The 14,885-nt window shown below is 39.7% G+C and carries 16 protein-coding genes, 1 other RNA gene and 2 pseudogenes; 10 read left to right on the forward strand and 9 right to left on the reverse strand.

The window, feature by feature from the left end; genetic code table 11:
- Positions 1 to 97 precede the first annotated feature (97 nt).
- A pseudogene (locus tag FTU75_RS03655) lies at positions 98 to 298 on the reverse strand (DNA-binding protein); the annotation flags it as partial.
- Here FTU75_RS03655 and FTU75_RS03660 point away from each other — a divergent pair.
- From FTU75_RS03660 to FTU75_RS18345, 5 genes are read left to right on the forward strand one after another with little or no spacing between them, the layout of a single operon-like run.
- A complete protein-coding gene (locus tag FTU75_RS03660; RefSeq protein WP_180115437.1) occupies positions 281 to 898 on the forward strand; it encodes a lambda exonuclease family protein in 618 nt (205 codons plus the stop codon). The pseudogene FTU75_RS03655 and the gene FTU75_RS03660 sit on opposite strands and share 18 nt — an antisense overlap.
- Positions 895 to 1,209: a hypothetical protein gene (locus tag FTU75_RS03665; RefSeq protein ID WP_180115174.1), complete on the forward strand. Its 315-nt coding sequence runs from the start codon at positions 895 to 897 to the stop codon at positions 1,207 to 1,209. Before FTU75_RS03660 ends, FTU75_RS03665 begins: the two co-directional genes overlap by 4 nt.
- Positions 1,209 to 1,640, forward strand: a complete 432-nt coding sequence (locus tag FTU75_RS03670) for a hypothetical protein (protein ID WP_180115175.1) — start codon at positions 1,209 to 1,211, stop codon at positions 1,638 to 1,640. Before FTU75_RS03665 ends, FTU75_RS03670 begins: the two co-directional genes overlap by 1 nt.
- Positions 1,633 to 1,947: a hypothetical protein gene (locus FTU75_RS03675; RefSeq protein WP_180115176.1), complete on the forward strand. Its 315-nt coding sequence runs from the start codon at positions 1,633 to 1,635 to the stop codon at positions 1,945 to 1,947. The genes FTU75_RS03670 and FTU75_RS03675 overlap by 8 nt, the downstream gene beginning before the upstream one ends.
- Positions 1,947 to 2,168, forward strand: a complete 222-nt coding sequence (locus tag FTU75_RS18345) for a hypothetical protein (protein WP_257223705.1) — start codon at positions 1,947 to 1,949, stop codon at positions 2,166 to 2,168. Before FTU75_RS03675 ends, FTU75_RS18345 begins: the two co-directional genes overlap by 1 nt.
- Here the strand turns inward: FTU75_RS18345 and FTU75_RS03680 are convergent.
- A complete protein-coding gene (locus FTU75_RS03680) occupies positions 2,078 to 3,379 on the reverse strand; it encodes a site-specific integrase (protein ID WP_180115177.1) in 1,302 nt (433 codons plus the stop codon). The two genes, FTU75_RS18345 and FTU75_RS03680, sit on opposite strands and share 91 nt — an antisense overlap.
- Before the next feature lie 221 nt (positions 3,380 to 3,600).
- On the opposite strand from FTU75_RS03680, the gene FTU75_RS03685 reads away from it, so the two are divergent.
- The 4 genes from FTU75_RS03685 (at position 3,601) to FTU75_RS03700 (ending at position 6,637) form a co-directional block, all read left to right on the forward strand.
- Positions 3,601 to 4,290, forward strand: a complete 690-nt coding sequence (locus tag FTU75_RS03685; protein WP_218948318.1) for an HAD-IA family hydrolase — start codon at positions 3,601 to 3,603, stop codon at positions 4,288 to 4,290.
- Positions 4,283 to 4,723, forward strand: coding sequence for an RNA-binding S4 domain-containing protein (locus FTU75_RS03690; protein ID WP_180115178.1), 441 nt, complete (start codon positions 4,283 to 4,285; stop codon positions 4,721 to 4,723). The genes FTU75_RS03685 and FTU75_RS03690 overlap by 8 nt, the downstream gene beginning before the upstream one ends.
- A gap of 145 nt (positions 4,724 to 4,868) precedes the next feature.
- The gene (recA, locus tag FTU75_RS03695; RefSeq protein ID WP_078193524.1) at positions 4,869 to 5,912 is read left to right on the forward strand and encodes a recombinase RecA; all 1,044 of its coding nucleotides are present in this window, start codon (positions 4,869 to 4,871) and stop codon (positions 5,910 to 5,912) included.
- Positions 5,913 to 5,992: 80 nt separating this feature from the next.
- Positions 5,993 to 6,637 carry a regulatory protein RecX gene (locus FTU75_RS03700; protein ID WP_180115179.1) on the forward strand — a complete coding sequence of 215 codons (645 nt, stop codon included), beginning with the start codon at positions 5,993 to 5,995 and terminating at the stop codon, positions 6,635 to 6,637.
- Between the two features lie 107 nt (positions 6,638 to 6,744).
- Here the strand turns inward: FTU75_RS03700 and ffs are convergent.
- Positions 6,745 to 6,841, reverse strand: an RNA gene (ffs, locus tag FTU75_RS03705) — signal recognition particle sRNA small type.
- Positions 6,842 to 7,132: 291 nt separating this feature from the next.
- Here ffs and FTU75_RS03710 point away from each other — a divergent pair.
- Positions 7,133 to 7,994 (forward strand): annotated as a pseudogene (locus FTU75_RS03710) (YbgF trimerization domain-containing protein).
- Positions 7,995 to 8,053: 59 nt separating this feature from the next.
- Here the strand turns inward: FTU75_RS03710 and lpxA are convergent.
- Genes lpxA through rseP form a run of 6 tightly spaced genes read right to left on the reverse strand, consistent with a single transcriptional unit; the run spans position 8,054 to position 14,885 of the window.
- A complete protein-coding gene (gene lpxA / locus FTU75_RS03715; protein WP_180115180.1) occupies positions 8,054 to 8,842 on the reverse strand; it encodes an acyl-ACP--UDP-N-acetylglucosamine O-acyltransferase in 789 nt (262 codons plus the stop codon).
- Positions 8,839 to 9,324: a 3-hydroxyacyl-ACP dehydratase FabZ gene (gene fabZ, locus FTU75_RS03720; RefSeq protein ID WP_171263789.1), complete on the reverse strand. Its 486-nt coding sequence runs from the start codon at positions 9,322 to 9,324 to the stop codon at positions 8,839 to 8,841. Before fabZ ends, lpxA begins: the two co-directional genes overlap by 4 nt.
- A gap of 5 nt (positions 9,325 to 9,329) precedes the next feature.
- Positions 9,330 to 10,400: a UDP-3-O-(3-hydroxymyristoyl)glucosamine N-acyltransferase gene (gene lpxD, locus FTU75_RS03725; RefSeq protein ID WP_180115181.1), complete on the reverse strand. Its 1,071-nt coding sequence runs from the start codon at positions 10,398 to 10,400 to the stop codon at positions 9,330 to 9,332.
- 3 nt (positions 10,401 to 10,403) lie between these two features.
- The gene (locus FTU75_RS03730; RefSeq protein WP_180054434.1) at positions 10,404 to 10,904 is read right to left on the reverse strand and encodes an OmpH family outer membrane protein; all 501 of its coding nucleotides are present in this window, start codon (positions 10,902 to 10,904) and stop codon (positions 10,404 to 10,406) included.
- 41 nt (positions 10,905 to 10,945) lie between these two features.
- A complete protein-coding gene (bamA, locus tag FTU75_RS03735) occupies positions 10,946 to 13,489 on the reverse strand; it encodes an outer membrane protein assembly factor BamA (protein WP_180115182.1) in 2,544 nt (847 codons plus the stop codon).
- Positions 13,490 to 13,529: 40 nt separating this feature from the next.
- A complete protein-coding gene (gene rseP / locus FTU75_RS03740) occupies positions 13,530 to 14,885 on the reverse strand; it encodes an RIP metalloprotease RseP (protein ID WP_078193531.1) in 1,356 nt (451 codons plus the stop codon).

The raw sequence follows: 14,885 nt of genomic DNA on the forward strand, positions 1-14,885 counted from the left end.
TTACGTTCCGCTTCGTATTTACGCTTAGCATCACAACAATCAAGACAGCGGCATTTATGGTGCTGATAACCACTATTTGTGCCGTGAGTTAATCCTCTCATGCCGCCACCCCTTCACTCACTAGCTTCTCAATTACCCATGCTTCACCTTTGGTTGTGAACATTGGTTGAGAAAATCCAAGCTCAGTTTGCTTAAGCTCACCAAAACCCTTATCGATAAACCATTGTTGGAATACGCGAGCACGCTTCACACCACGACTGTATACGCTTAGTAGATCAAGCTGCTTATTCATAGCTACGAAGGTTGGTTTGCAGATCGCTGCGGCAAAGTGACTGCAAGCCGCATTAAAGATATTGGCGCAAAACCAGTTAAAGGTAAGAAATATAACGCCCTAACATTAACAATTCTTTCTGAGCGCATTACTGGCGTTCAGGAGGAAACTCCAACCACAAAAGCAATGCAATGGGGTATTGATCAGGAAGAAAATGCGATTGCTGCTTATGAAAATGAGACGGGTAATTTTGTTAAAGGCACAGGGTTAGTTGATCATCCAGTCATTAAATTAAGCGGTGCATCGCCTGATGGATTAATCAATTTAGATGGTCAAATTGAGGTTAAGTGCCCTGCTACAACAACTCATTTGAACACGTTACTCACTAAAGAAGTGCCTGCGGAATACATCCCGCAGATTACTTGGCAATTGGCGTGTACTCGTCGCAAATGGTGTGACTTTATTAGTTTTGATCCTCGCCTACCTGAGCATTTGCAACTTGTGGTTATTCGGGTATTTGCAAAAGATTTGGACATTGCAGGTGTTGAGCAAGCAGTCATTAATTTCAACATTGTCGTCGATAAAGCGATGACTGAGTTGAATGCAGAGTATGAGGTGGCAGCATGAAACTACCCAACAGTATTTCGCCCGCCTTTATCGAATGGCTAGATCGTGGCGGTCACAAAATCGAACTCAAGAAAAACGCCATGATTGTGAAAAAGCAATTTAGCGACAGTATGAAACGCAGCGTGATTCCTTTCGAGCGTCACAAAATTAAAGAGTTTTACGAATTGGATGAATACCTATCTCAGCGTTATGAAGTGTTTTTAAAACAGTACTTTAATAATGGGAAAAGCTTTGTTGATGACTTGAAATGGGCCATGGCTGGCAAGTATCGCAAGGCTGTGATGATGAATAATTTGGCGAAGGTGGCGTGATGGATATTCAGAAAGAAAGAGAAGCGTTTGAGCACCATCTGACTGACATTGGTCTTGTTGAGTTTGCTGGATATGGTTTTGAAGTTGATGAGTGTGATGAATATTTACATGAACCAACTCAGGTTGCATGGGACTCTTGGCTTATTGGGTTAGGTAGATCCAAAGCCCAAGCGGTGCCGGAAGAAAAAGGTCGATCAGATTTTGAAATTATCACTCAAACAATTGAATTGGTTGATTTGATTGCTGGTTCAAATCGCTTCCAACGCGACAAATCCAAGCCGTTTCCATTTGAGTCTAATAATCCTAGAAATATCGAATGGTGGAGATTGGCTTGTAAAATTCAGGAGTTGTTGACTGATACAGATCCAGAAAATTGTGACTTTGATGAATACAAAGCCATGATCGAAGCACAGGAGCCAGCCAATGATTGAAATTCAATTAACAAAACCCCAATTCGCCCAGCTCCAAATTGACAACTTAACTTCTAAAGATATGCCCTATTTTGAAAATTGGGATGCGCATGAAGTTGGACTGTTTAATGCGATTGTGAATGCGGTCGATTACGACAATGAGTTCACTTTCAATATGCGTGGTTGGTCACGTCAGCGTGTAGTGAATGGCACAGGCGGCATGATCGAAGTAAATGAAATGAATGCGGATGAGCTATACCATTTATTTAGTTGTTATTTGAGTGGGTTGCCTCAAGTAGTTTTTGAAAGTTTGAAGGAGGTGTCTTGATGGGATTATATATTTCAACGCCTGATTTGTTGAAGCGCTACGGTATTACCAAAGGTACTTTGATCAATTGGCGTGATAAACAGGATTTTCCAGAACCATTGATCAAAGCACATGGGCGCTCATGTAGTCGCTATGGCATCAAGGCTGTAGATGCTTGGGAAAGAAGTAAAGGGTTGCTTGAGTCATTAGAAATACCGCCTTTAATATCAAAACGCTCGTGATTGTTCAATATGGTGCAGAGTTTATGGAACCACTTCTCATAAGCCTGCGCCTGTTCATCCATGTATTCATGTAAATCATAGGTTCCCCACACAGCAGGTAACCCATGACCCAGCATAATTTCACAAATATGCGGTGGCGCTAATTCAGATATATGTGTTCTCATCGTCCTGCGCAAATCATGCATAGTCCAATGCTGCATCTCTACATGAAATCGCTTACGCACATTGTCATTCACATATGGTGGAATTGTTGTTTGAAAGCTTTTTGAAAGCTTCGTATATGCTTTACCTTTTAAGTTTGGAAAAGCATATTCACAGCTATCAGGCGACAATGAAAAAACATACTTAATGAATGGCACAATATGCGGAATAAGGGGTCGGATAATCGGCTTGTGGGTACGGTCCCCCATCTTGTGATTCTCTGGTGGTACGTGCCAAATCATTTCCTGAAAATCAAAGTCAGATTTCTTAGCCAATCTTAATTCTGATACACGGCAGCCAAAGAACAGTAGCATAATAATAATGGCTTTGTTTTTTGGTGATATGGCATTGGATATCAGAGAAGCATGCACCACCCAGAATATTTCCTGTTCTGAAAGATAACGGGAACGCTTCACTTTCTTTACGTTTAAATCAGCTGCTTTAAGATGCTGAATAGGCTGATTCATTAATTTCCCGTGTACACACCCCCAGCGCATAATCATTTTGAGATTACCAAGTATTTTCACTGCTACCGTTTTAGCACCATCTGTAATTTCAAATAATAGTGATGACCATTCTTGTAGGGTGACATCGTCACAAATTCTACGACCTATACGTGGATAAACATGAATTTCAAATGCCCTTAAATCATATTCTTTTGAGACTTTATTTACGGCAATTGTATTAAACCAGAGGTCACATATTTCTTTGACGGTCAGCTGCTTCAGATAGTCGCTTTCCCCTTTTAGCTTAAGTTGCATTGGGTCTTTGCCTTGATCGAGCTCAATTTTATATTTATGAACCTGAGCACGAGCATCTTTTAGACCTAATAATGGGTATGTACCTAGATCTAGTCTTTTGGCTTGACCACCAAAACGATAGCGATATTGAAAAACGACTTTTCCCTTTGGGGATATTCTGACTGACAAACCATCTCTATCTGTTACAACTTCGATTTTTTCTCGCGGTTTCCCATTATTTGATTTTAGCCAACTATCACTTAAAGACATTTAAATTTTCCAGTCCAAATACTTTATACTCTGTACATATTCAAGCAGAGCAAAAATATGTACACACATATGTACATATTTTTTCTTGAAAGGTAAATAACTTTGTTAAACTTTGAAATTATTTGATCATCGTTAATAAACGCGAAAGTTGAGCAATTTCATTGAATCTAAAGCTTTTCTATATGCTTTGTTAAACTTTGAAAATCTTTGGAGAATCTTGAATGCAAAAACCGACTATAATTTTCGATATGGACGGTACTTTACTCGATCTTGCTTATGATGATTTTATCTGGAATGAGCTGCTGCCAATTCGCTATGCTGAACAGCATCAGTGCTCACTCGAACAAAGCAAGCAAACGCTATTTAGTTTTTATCAACAGCATAATCATACCCTAAAATGGTACTCCTCTCGCTTTTGGACGTCACAAGTTGGCGTTGATGTTCTGGCAATGCAGATAGAACAAAAAGCCAAAGTAGCCAAACGCGAAGGCTGCATTGAGCTACTCACCTATCTTAAAGAAAATGGCTATCCTATTTGGCTTGCAACCAATGCCGACTTTGCAGGCTTACAATTCAAACTTGAAGAAACCGGTCTTCGTGATTTTTTCGATGTTATCGTCAGTTCAGAAACGCTCGGTCATGCCAAAGAGTTTATTGAGTTTTGGCAAATATTAGCAAGCAAACATCCCTTCGATGCAAAAAACTGTTATTTCATTGATGACACAGAAAAAGTGCTTAATGGTGCAAAACTTTTTGGGATTGAACAGCTCTATTCGATTCAGCAGCCTTCATCTACCAAAGCGCCTCGTGAGACTTGCAATTACCCAATGTTGTCCGCATTAACAGATTTAATCCCTATTTTAAAAGCTCAAATGATTGAGCAAGCCGAGGAACAGAAAAAATATGCGTAAATCAAATCTAGCCGAAGATGCGGTTGGTATGCGTATAGACAAATGGTTGTGGGCTGCACGTTTTTTTAAAACACGCTCTATTGCCAAAAATGCGATTGAAGGCGGTAAAGTTCATCATAATGGCGAACGCGTTAAAGTCTCTCGTGAAGTTCGTGTAGGCATGGAATTAACCATTGCCCAAGGCCTTGAGAAAAAAACCGTGGTGGTGAAAGCATTGTCTGATGTTCGTGGGCCTGCTCCAACCGCTCAGCTGCTTTATGATGAAACTGAGGTCAGTATTGCAAAACGGGAATTGCTCGCATCCCAAAGAAAGTTGCATAATCTAGCTCGGCCAGATCATCGACCAAGTAAAAAAGATCGTCGAGATATTGGTAAATTTAAAAAAGAAAATGATCAACAGTTTGACCAGCAATGGTCTTATAATGATGATTAAGTTAAAGCGTCACAACATGTCGCACCTGTTGTGATTTTCATAGAACAAAAGGATGATTTCTGTCACTATACCCTCGTGGAACAGATTTAAACTGAATACATCCACTTGAGTATATTGTTTCGTGACATCGTATTGAGGTTGTAAGATGGATGATAATAAAAGCAAGGCGTTAAATGCGGCCTTAAGCCAAATTGAAAAGCAGTTTGGTAAAAACACCGTTATGCGTCTTGGTGATAATACCGTGCAGGCAGTTGAAGCTGTCTCTACAGGTTCTTTAACATTAGATATCGCACTCGGTATTGGTGGTTTGCCTAAAGGTCGTATCGTAGAAATCTACGGTCCTGAATCTTCTGGTAAAACGACTATGACATTACAAGCCATTGCACAATGTCAGAAAGCTGGCGGTACTTGTGCATTCATCGATGCTGAACATGCATTAGACCCTCAATACGCACGTAAACTTGGCGTAGATATTGATAACCTTCTTGTTTCACAGCCAGACAATGGTGAACAAGCACTTGAAATTGCAGACATGCTGGTACGTTCAGGTGCCATTGACCTGATCGTTGTCGACTCGGTCGCTGCACTGACCCCTCGCGCCGAAATTGAAGGCGAAATGGGTGACTCACACATGGGCTTACAAGCTCGTCTAATGAGCCAAGCACTGCGTAAAATTACCGGTAATGCGAAACGTTCTAACTGTATGGTGATCTTCATTAACCAAATTCGTATGAAGATTGGTGTAATGTTTGGTAGCCCAGAAACCACAACTGGTGGTAATGCACTTAAATTCTATGCATCTGTACGTTTAGATATCCGCCGTATTGGTCAAGTGAAAGAAGGCGACGAAATCATTGGTTCAGAAACCAAAGTGAAAGTTGTGAAAAACAAAATGGCTCCTCCATTCCGTGAAGCGATTTTCCAAATTCTTTATGGTAAAGGCGTGAACCATTTAGGTGAGCTTGTTGACCTCGCGGTACAACAAGAAATTGTTCAAAAAGCAGGTGCTTGGTATTCATACCAAGGTGACAAGATTGGGCAGGGTAAAAACAATACCATTCGCCACTTAGAAGAACACCCTGAACTTGTGCAAACTATCGAAAAACTGATTCGTGAACAACTTCTGACTACGGGTACAGCACCTGTAGAAGACAAAGACGAAGAAGAACCAGACTTTTTAGATGCTTAATCACAGCATGCTTTAATAGCAGACGAAACGCCCTACGGGGCGTTTTGTTTTGCACTCAAATTTTGTATTAAAATGACCCCATGACTAAAGACCATTTTCCACTCTTGCTTGATTATGAAGCACTGAAACAACAGTTTGCAGAAGCTGAAGAAACTACCTGCGTAAATCATGCTGCACAAACTGACATTTCACATGACAATACTTCGGTAATCGATCACACTGCGTTGCATTTTGACACCAATGGTAAAGTTGTTCATGCTGAAAAAAAACCAGGACTGCGCGGCTCTCGTCTACGCTCCTACGCTTTTGCAGTACTCACACGTAAAGAATACTCAAAAGCAGATTTAATCGAAAAATTAGCACTGTATGCGGATAGTCGTGAAGAAGTCATACACTTGGTGGAAGAACTCGCACGTGAGAACTATCAAAGCGATCAGCGTGTAGCAGAGATGGTGCTATCGAGTCAAAAACGTAAAGGTAAAGGCCCTAATCGTATAAAACTCGCGTTAAAAAATAAAAAAGTAGACAGTGAATTAATTCAGGATGAATTAAAAGAAACAGATTGGGTCACTGAAGCCTACCAGCTCAAGATAAAAAAATTTGGCAAAGCTGTTGAACGTGATCCAAAACAAAAAGCCAAACAAATACGTTTTTTGCAATATCGAGGCTTTGATCTCGATACGATTTTTAAAGTGATTGCACGTAAAGAATTTGATGACGAATAAAAAAAATATAGATCTAAATGAAGAATTAATAAAACTAAAATAAAGAATAATATAGGATTGAAAAAATGAGAGGAAGTTTAATTTATTATTAATGAAACTGGTGGCAACCCTACCAGCAAGACTTCGGCACATCATATTTCTACTACCGTTGCTACCTTCCGGTCCTGGCGGGGTTTATAGAGTACAATTGCGAAGTAACCAGCAGGGCTACCATTGCAAGAACAGAGTATAGAGATTTTTAATAAACATGCAAGCCTAAAACCAAGAATTCCTGAATAGAAAAAACTGTTTGATTATTTATAAATCAATATGATGGTCGATGATGTAGAAAACGTGAAACTTCATCACTATATTTTTACTTTAATACACAACAAGATTGTAAAAGCTTATTGCAATTCAGAACTTTGGCGTTTTTAATGTGCTTATCGTTTTATCTAAAGCTGTCTGTAATAAAACTATTCTATACGGACATGCTTGTAACTACATGGAATTTTTATGATGTTTAAACAGCATGTATTGTGTGCCCTTACATTGACTTGCTCAGGTGCATTATTTGCCAATATTCCAATTGAATCTCGTGGTTTGAGTGGCGCTAATAATGGTACTGTGTATACAGCAAATAATACGGCCATTCAAACAGGTGCTGGCTCTACCCCTATTCCAACCAATTTGAATTGGCAGCTTATGCAGAAGAACCAACAGCTCGAAAATGAATTGCGTAGCTTACGCGGTAAAATGGAAGAGCAAGACAATATTATTGAACAATTAAAAAGTGAACTTACAAACCGCTATGCAGATTTAGATCAACGTTTAGAACTACTCCAACAAAAAGTAGATCCAAGTGAAGACACAGAGGCTGCGGAGGATAACCAACAAGGTACTGCACCCAGTAACAGCTAATACAGCGCCTACACCTGTTAAACAACCTACGACCCAATCAATATTAAGCTCATCTGCAAACCAACCTGTAAATGCAGGTGGTGACTCACTTGAGCTTGAGAAAGCAGCGTATACCGTTGCTTTAGATGCATACAAACAAGGTGGTGCGAAAAAAGCCATTGCACCGATGAAAAACTTTATTAAGAATAATCCTAACAGTGTCTATATTAGCAATGCATATTTTTGGCTAGCTGAGTTCAACCTTGCTGTTGAACCGACCAACTACGCGGAAGCGAAAAAGAACTATAGTATCGTGGTAGATCAATACCCTGAGTCGACCCGCGCACCTAGAGCGTTATATCAACTGTATAGCATTGCAAAAGACGTCGATCGAAATAGTAGTTTAGCAACGCAGCTCAAAAGCAAGCTTATCCAAAAGTATCCAAAATCTGAAGAAGCAGGCTTTGTTAAAAAATAGTCCTATTTTTAACGCAAAAAATAGACACCTTATAAGGTGTCTATTTTTATTCGCAGTATTTAACGAACGATACCGCGCTTAGACTGCTCAAGTGAGTCAATCAACAATTGCGCTTCTGCCACATCAGGCAAAATTTCAGTACGAATACGCTCAATCGCTTCATTCGTCGTTAAACCATCTTTATAGATCAATTTAAAGGATTCACGTAAACCTTGAATCACATTTTTAGACCAACCTTTACGACGCATGCCTTCAATGTTCATTGCAAAAGCATGGGCTGGATTACCAGATACCATGACATAAGCAGGTACATCTTTCAAAATAAGCGATGCACCACCAATCATACTGTATGAATCGATTTTACAGAATTGATGAATACCAGAGTTACCACCTACGATGACGTAATCACCAATGTGGACATGACCTGCAACGCCGACGTTATTAGCAAAAATATTATGATCACCTACTACACAGTCATGTGCAATATGTGTATTCACCATCAATAAATTGTGACTACCAACTTTAGTTAGACCCTGATCTTGAACAGTACCACGATGTAAACTACAGTGTTCACGAATCGAGTTATAATCACCGATTTCTAACCACGTTTCTTCACCAGCATATTTCAAGTCTTGGCAAACTTCACCAACACTGGCAAATTGAAAAATTTCGTTATGTTGACCAATACGGGTATAACCACCCACCACAACATGTGAATGCAGTTTAGTGCCCGCTCCAATTGTGACTTTAGGACCAATAATACAATATGGTCCAATTTGCACATCCGGAGCAATTACTGCTGATGAGTCAATAATGGCGGTAGGATGAATTAATTCGTTATTGCTCATGCTGTCTCTGTTTTCTGATGCGAAACCATAATTTCCGCGGTTGCTGCGACTACGCCATCTACAGTGGCAACACAATTATATTTGTAAATGCCACGCTTTTGCATCACTAATTCCGATTTTAATACAAGTTGATCGCCTGCAACGACTTGTTTTTTAAATCGAACCTTCTCTGCACCAGCAAATAAGAACAGCGAACCCGCTGAAGGTTTCTCATTATTCATAATGAAACCTAAAATACCCGACACTTGCGCCAATGCTTCAACAATCAGCACACCCGGCATAATTGGGTATTCAGGGAAATGGCCTTGTAAAAATTCTTCATTAATCGTTACATTTTTATAGCCTACAATCCCGTTGTCAGTCACTTCAACAACACGATCAACCAATAAAAACGGATAACGATGTGGCAAATATTCACGAATAGTCTGAATAGTCATTGGTAATTCAGGTTTTGTGAAAGCTGGGGTATTCGACTCTGTCATCATAATTATTTACGCAATTTAAATGTTGATTCAAGGGACTCAATTTGAGACTGCATATGATCAAGTCGTTTGACCAATTGGGTCAATGGCACATCTGCTAATTGTTTAAAGCGGATTGCTGCCTTTTTCCAAGAGCCACTTTCAAGCATTGGCGTACCTGAAGAATAACTACCAGCAACGGAAATACTTTTTGTGACCATTGACATACCGGTAATTGTCACATTATCTGCAATATTAATGTGACCTACGATACCAACAGCCCCTGCTAGCACACAATTTTTGCCAATAGTTGTACTACCGGCAATACCACATTTCGCAGCCATTGCTGTATTTGCACCAACTTTGACGTTATGTGCGATTTGCACAAGGTTATCAATAATGACACCATCTTCCAAAATTGTGTCATCTAAAGCACCACGGTCGATACTACAATTTGAACCAATACGCACATCATTCCCGATGCGTACAGAACCTAATTGAGCAATACGATGCCATTTCCCTTGATAAGGTGCAAAACCAAACCCTTCACCACCGATCACCGTATTTGCATGGATACGTACACGATCACCTAACTTGGCTTCACCAGTAATTGTCACATGCGAATCGATAAAACAATCTTTACCAATTTCAACACCATGATCAATCTTCACTTGTGATTCAATGCGAGTTCCATCACCCACCACACTATTCGCACCAATCACCACATAATGCCCAATATAAGCAGTATCAGAAATGATTGCGGAAGGATGAATTTGGGCAGTACTTTCAATTCCTGTTTCTACAGATTTTTTTTCAAAAACATGCGTTAGAATAGCGAAAGCCAGATACGGATTGGGTACAACAATGAAGTTTTGCTGTGAAGGGATTTGTGACTGCATGTCTGCAGTCACAATCAGCGCACCAGCCTGAGACTGTTGAGCTTCATTCAGATATTTATCTGCGTTTAAAAATGCAAGCTGATGCGGTTGAGCACTCTCTAGACTTGCCATTCCACTGAATTGCAAGTCTAGCTGACCAATACATTGACCTTGAACAAGTTGAGCAAGCTTTTCTAAACTGAATTTTTGAGAACTCATTGATTATTTAATTGCATTAACCTTTTGAATCATTTTATCAGTTAAATCAAACTTAGGGTCATACGCAAGTGCTGAATTTTTATTCAAAACAACATCTAACTTATTTTCTGTGCGCAATTGTTCTGCAACTTGCTTGATTCGAGTATCCATCGTGCGATTTAAGGACTGAATATTCCCTTGAACCGAAGCTTGAACTTTTTGCTGTAAATCAGTCAGCTCTTTAAGTTTAGCTTGATACTGTTGACCCATTTGCTGCTTTTGCGCAGCAGTCAACTTATCACCACCTTGCTGAGCTTTTTGTTGCATTGCTTCCAGCTCTTTAGCCAGTGATTCAATTTTAGTGGTTTGTGGTTTCAACTGCTGTTGAATTTGAGCATTTTGTTGTTTTAGATAAGTGCTTTGATCAACCACCTTTTCTAAATCTACCACACCGTAACCTGCTGCATGTACCACTGCAGAACATGACATACCCAATACTGCCAAACCAGCAAATAATTTATTCATCTTATCAACCTGTAATTTTGTTATTCCCAGAAGGGTCGTACTTAGAACGTACGACCAATCTCAAATTGGATTTCTTTTGTTTCATCGCCAGCTTTGTCATTCAGTGGGAATGCATAACTCAGTGAAATTGGACCAATCATCGTGATCCAAGTAAAACCTGCACCAACGCTATAACGCATGTTATTCATATCAAAGCCGTAGTTATCTTTACAGTATTGACGGTCTTCACTAGATTTAGGAACGTCACATTGGGTGTCAAATACTTGTGCGCCTTCAGCAAACAATACTGGACGAACTTGACGCGCCCAATCGCCTTTAAATGGCACAGGTAAAGCCAATTCAGTACCAAATTGAATTAAAGCATTACCACCGACTTCTTCTGGATCGTAGTCAACCTGATTTTGCGCATCATAATACACACCAGGATATTTCGGCCCTAGAGTACTGTTGTCATAGCCACGTACCGAACCAAAACCACCTGCATAGAAATTTTTGTAGAACGGTAAATCATTACCATAGCCTAACTTACCGTAACCACGTAACACAAAGTCTTTACCGAGTGGGAAATAAGCTTGTGCGTCGTAAGTGATTTTTTGGTATTCAACATCACTGCCCGGTAATGCAATTTCGGCATTGACGCGGTGTGACATACCCGAAGTAGGGAATACCGGGCGATTCAACGTGTTGTATGACCAACCCAAGTTAAGATTATAAGTTAAGAACTCACCTTTAAACGCACTGTCGTACGATTCTTCAGGTACTGCACAAGTGTTGTGAGTAACAATTTTATTACCTTCACTATCTAGTACAAAATCGCCATTCTCATCAGTTTTGTATACAGGCACAGTTAATTGCGAATTACCAGATGCATCAGTAGGACAGAAAGATGTCGTATCCGTTGCTTTCCCACCATTTGCGAGTAAATAATCACGCACATAGGTAGAAACATATGGACCTGTTGTCACTTCGGTATTATCAATATTCAAACCCATACTGATACTTTGGTTTTCATCGATCGGATAACCAAAGTTGATACCACCACCAAAACTGTCTGTAATATAGTTGTTAACGTTATAGTCGTTATCTAACTTGGTTTTACGGTAGTACATGTTATAACCGCGGCGCACACCATCAATAGTGAAGTATGGGTCAGTTACACTGAGGTTGTAGTAATCTTGAGTCTCTGAACGAGACAAATCGATAGAAACTGCATTACCTGTACCCAAGAAGTTGGTTTGACTCAAACCTGCTTGGAAAGTTACACCACCACTTTGTGAGAAACCAACAGCTAAAGTACTTGTACCCGAATGCTGCTCTTCAACATTCACGTTTAAATCAATTTGATCTGGCGTGCCCGGAATACGTGCAGGCTTAACATCAACGGTTTTAAAGAAACCAGTACGTTCTAAACGCACTTTAGACAAATCAATTTTTTCGTTACTTGCTAAGGCGCCTTCCATTTGACGCATTTCACGACGTAAAACTTCATCAGCTGTTTTCGAGTTACCTGTGAAATTAATACGGCGAACAGTGACTTGCTGACCCGGATTCACATAGTAATTTAAATCAACCAATTTGGTGTCTTTATTAATTTCAGGAACAATGTTCACTTCTGCAAAGTAGTAACCTGCGTTACCGTATTTACGAAGTAAAAGCTGTTTCACACCATTCACTTTTTCTTGTGAATATAAATCGCCATCTTTATAGAGTTTTAAAGCGTTTAAATCAGTTTGCGTATAAAGCGTATCACCTAAGAAATGGGTTTCACCAAATTTAAATTGTTCACCTTCATCCACCGAAACTTCGATAAAGACGTGTTTTTTATCTTCACTCAAATTTAGACTTGAATTGGTAATGTTGAAGTTGATGTAACCTTTGTTGAGATACATCGCACGTAACGCTTCTAAACTCGCAGCCATCTTTTCACGTGCATAGCGGTCATTACGAGAAATGATCGAGTTCCAACCACTTTCTTTTAATGCAAAAATTTGTTTAATTTCGCTTTCTTTAAAGACCGTATTACCAATGATATTAATATCAAATACTTTGGCAGATTGACCTTCTTCAAACTCGATTAAGACATTTACACGGTTATTCGGTTGAGCGGTTGTAATAACTTTTACATCAGCATCGTAGCGACCTTGCTGCATGTACTGTTGTTCTAATTCAGTTTCAACCGTTTGCAAAGATGATTTCTTTAAAACTTCACCTTCGGACAGACCCATTTTCTTTAAGCCTTCTTCCAAGGCTTCTTTAGGAATAAGTTTATTGCCTTTTAGCTCAACTTTAGAAATTACTGGGCGTTCAACCACTGTATATACAAGGGTATTACCGACTTGTGAAGACTTCACATCATCAAACAAACCCGACGCAAACATGCTACGAATTGAGTTTGAAATGATTTGATCATTGACACGATCACCAGCGGAGAATGGGATCATTCCGGCTACATTGTCAGGAGTTAAACGCACTAAGCCATCAACACGAATATCTTGTACTACAAAATCATCTGCTGCATATACTTGTTGTGCTACGGCCATAGCACTAACCAGTGCCAATGGCATAAATAAATGTTTGTGCTGCATGCCAGTCTTTTCCGCTGTTAATTTATTTCGTATAACGTTCTTATAAACGCATAATGTCATTGAATAGAGCCAGTAGCATCATGCTACCCAGCAATACCATACCAATTTTTAATCCAACCAATTGTATTTGTTCAGAAACAGGTTTACCACGAATTAATTCAATAAAATAGTAAATTAAATGACCGCCATCGAGCATAGGAATCGGTAGTAAATTTAAAATACCCAAACTTACACTCATCAGTGCCATAAATGAAATGAAGGTTTGCCACCCCATTTCAGCACTTTGTCCAGCCACTTTCGCAATAGTAATCGGACCAGATAAATTATCTAAACCAACCAAACCACGCACCATTTTTACAATAGAATTCAGGATCATACTAGATATCTGACCTGTTTTTTCTACCGCTTTGCCCATCGCCTCTACAGGCGTGTATTGAATGGTTTGTTTGTATTCGGCTGGAATATTGACTTTACCCGGATCACTTTGTACACCTAAAAGCCCTGTGACTTTACCCATTTGGTCACGCTTACCTTGCGGCATCACGCTTAAATGCACAATTTTATTTTGTCGTAAAACATCAATTTTAAGTAACTTTTCTGGAGAAGCTTGTACAACTTGTACAACATCAAACCAGTCTTTCATTTTTACGCCATCGATCGAAACAATTCGATCACCCACCTGCATCCCTTGGCGTATTGCTGCACCATCTTCACTAAGCTTTGAAACCACTGCAGGAATTTCAGGACGATACGGTGTAAAACCTAAAACATCGAGTGGTGACTGAGTTTGATCACGTAAGAAACTTTGAATCGGTAAACTGAAGTTTTGAATTTGCCCTGCTCGTTCAGCTTGAATTTGAATATTGCCAGTTTCACCTACACGATCAACCAAGGCATAATTCAAGCGCTCCCAAGTGGATACTTGAGTGCCATCTACGGCAGTAATTTTATCACCAGACTGCATTTGCGCAGCTGCTGCAGGCGTATTCGGTAAAATTTTACCTACGCGCGTATTGAGCTGTTCCTGAGCTGGTAAAAATAAAATCCAAAACAACACTACTGCAAAAGCCAAGTTAATGAGTGGCCCTGCCGCAACAATTGCAATACGTTTCCAAGGGTGTTGTCGGTTAAATGCTTTTGGTAAGTCTTCTGCTGCGACATCACCTTCGCGTTCATCCAACATTTTGACATAACCACCCAGTGGTAATGCAGACAGTTGATATTGAATACCAGATTTCTTCGACGTCCACTTGAGCAGTGTTGGGCCAAAACCAATCGAATAAACCAAAACCTTTACGCCCAGTTTACGTGCAACGAAATAGTGCCCAAATTCATGAATCGCTATCAACGGTCCAAGTAGCAATATTGCTGCAATAATCATAAACAAGGCATTCAT

This window comes from Acinetobacter sp. YH12140 (assembly GCF_013418475.1).
Classification (GTDB): domain Bacteria; phylum Pseudomonadota; class Gammaproteobacteria; order Pseudomonadales; family Moraxellaceae; genus Acinetobacter; species Acinetobacter amyesii.

Bases quoted from the DNA above. Each gene is read 5' to 3' on its own strand.
- recA (WP_078193524.1), top strand. From the start codon at position 4,869: ATGGATGATAATAAAAGCAAGGCGTTAAATGCGGCCTTAAGCCAAATT.
- FTU75_RS03680 (WP_180115177.1), bottom strand. From the start codon at position 3,379: ATGTCTTTAAGTGATAGTTGGCTAAAATCAAATAATGGGAAACCGCGA.
- FTU75_RS03690 (WP_180115178.1), top strand. From the start codon at position 4,283: ATGCGTAAATCAAATCTAGCCGAAGATGCGGTTGGTATGCGTATAGAC.
- bamA (WP_180115182.1), bottom strand. From the start codon at position 13,489: ATGCAGCACAAACATTTATTTATGCCATTGGCACTGGTTAGTGCTATG.
- lpxA (WP_180115180.1), bottom strand. From the start codon at position 8,842: ATGAGCAATAACGAATTAATTCATCCTACCGCCATTATTGACTCATCA.
- FTU75_RS03675 (WP_180115176.1), top strand. From the start codon at position 1,633: ATGATTGAAATTCAATTAACAAAACCCCAATTCGCCCAGCTCCAAATT.
- rseP (WP_078193531.1), bottom strand. From the start codon at position 14,885: ATGAATGCCTTGTTTATGATTATTGCAGCAATATTGCTACTTGGACCG.
- FTU75_RS03665 (WP_180115174.1), top strand. From the start codon at position 895: ATGAAACTACCCAACAGTATTTCGCCCGCCTTTATCGAATGGCTAGAT.
- FTU75_RS03700 (WP_180115179.1), top strand. From the start codon at position 5,993: ATGACTAAAGACCATTTTCCACTCTTGCTTGATTATGAAGCACTGAAA.
- fabZ (WP_171263789.1), bottom strand. From the start codon at position 9,324: ATGACAGAGTCGAATACCCCAGCTTTCACAAAACCTGAATTACCAATG.
- FTU75_RS18345 (WP_257223705.1), top strand. From the start codon at position 1,947: ATGGGATTATATATTTCAACGCCTGATTTGTTGAAGCGCTACGGTATT.
- lpxD (WP_180115181.1), bottom strand. From the start codon at position 10,400: ATGAGTTCTCAAAAATTCAGTTTAGAAAAGCTTGCTCAACTTGTTCAA.
- FTU75_RS03670 (WP_180115175.1), top strand. From the start codon at position 1,209: ATGGATATTCAGAAAGAAAGAGAAGCGTTTGAGCACCATCTGACTGAC.
- FTU75_RS03730 (WP_180054434.1), bottom strand. From the start codon at position 10,904: ATGAATAAATTATTTGCTGGTTTGGCAGTATTGGGTATGTCATGTTCT.
- FTU75_RS03685 (WP_218948318.1), top strand. From the start codon at position 3,601: ATGCAAAAACCGACTATAATTTTCGATATGGACGGTACTTTACTCGAT.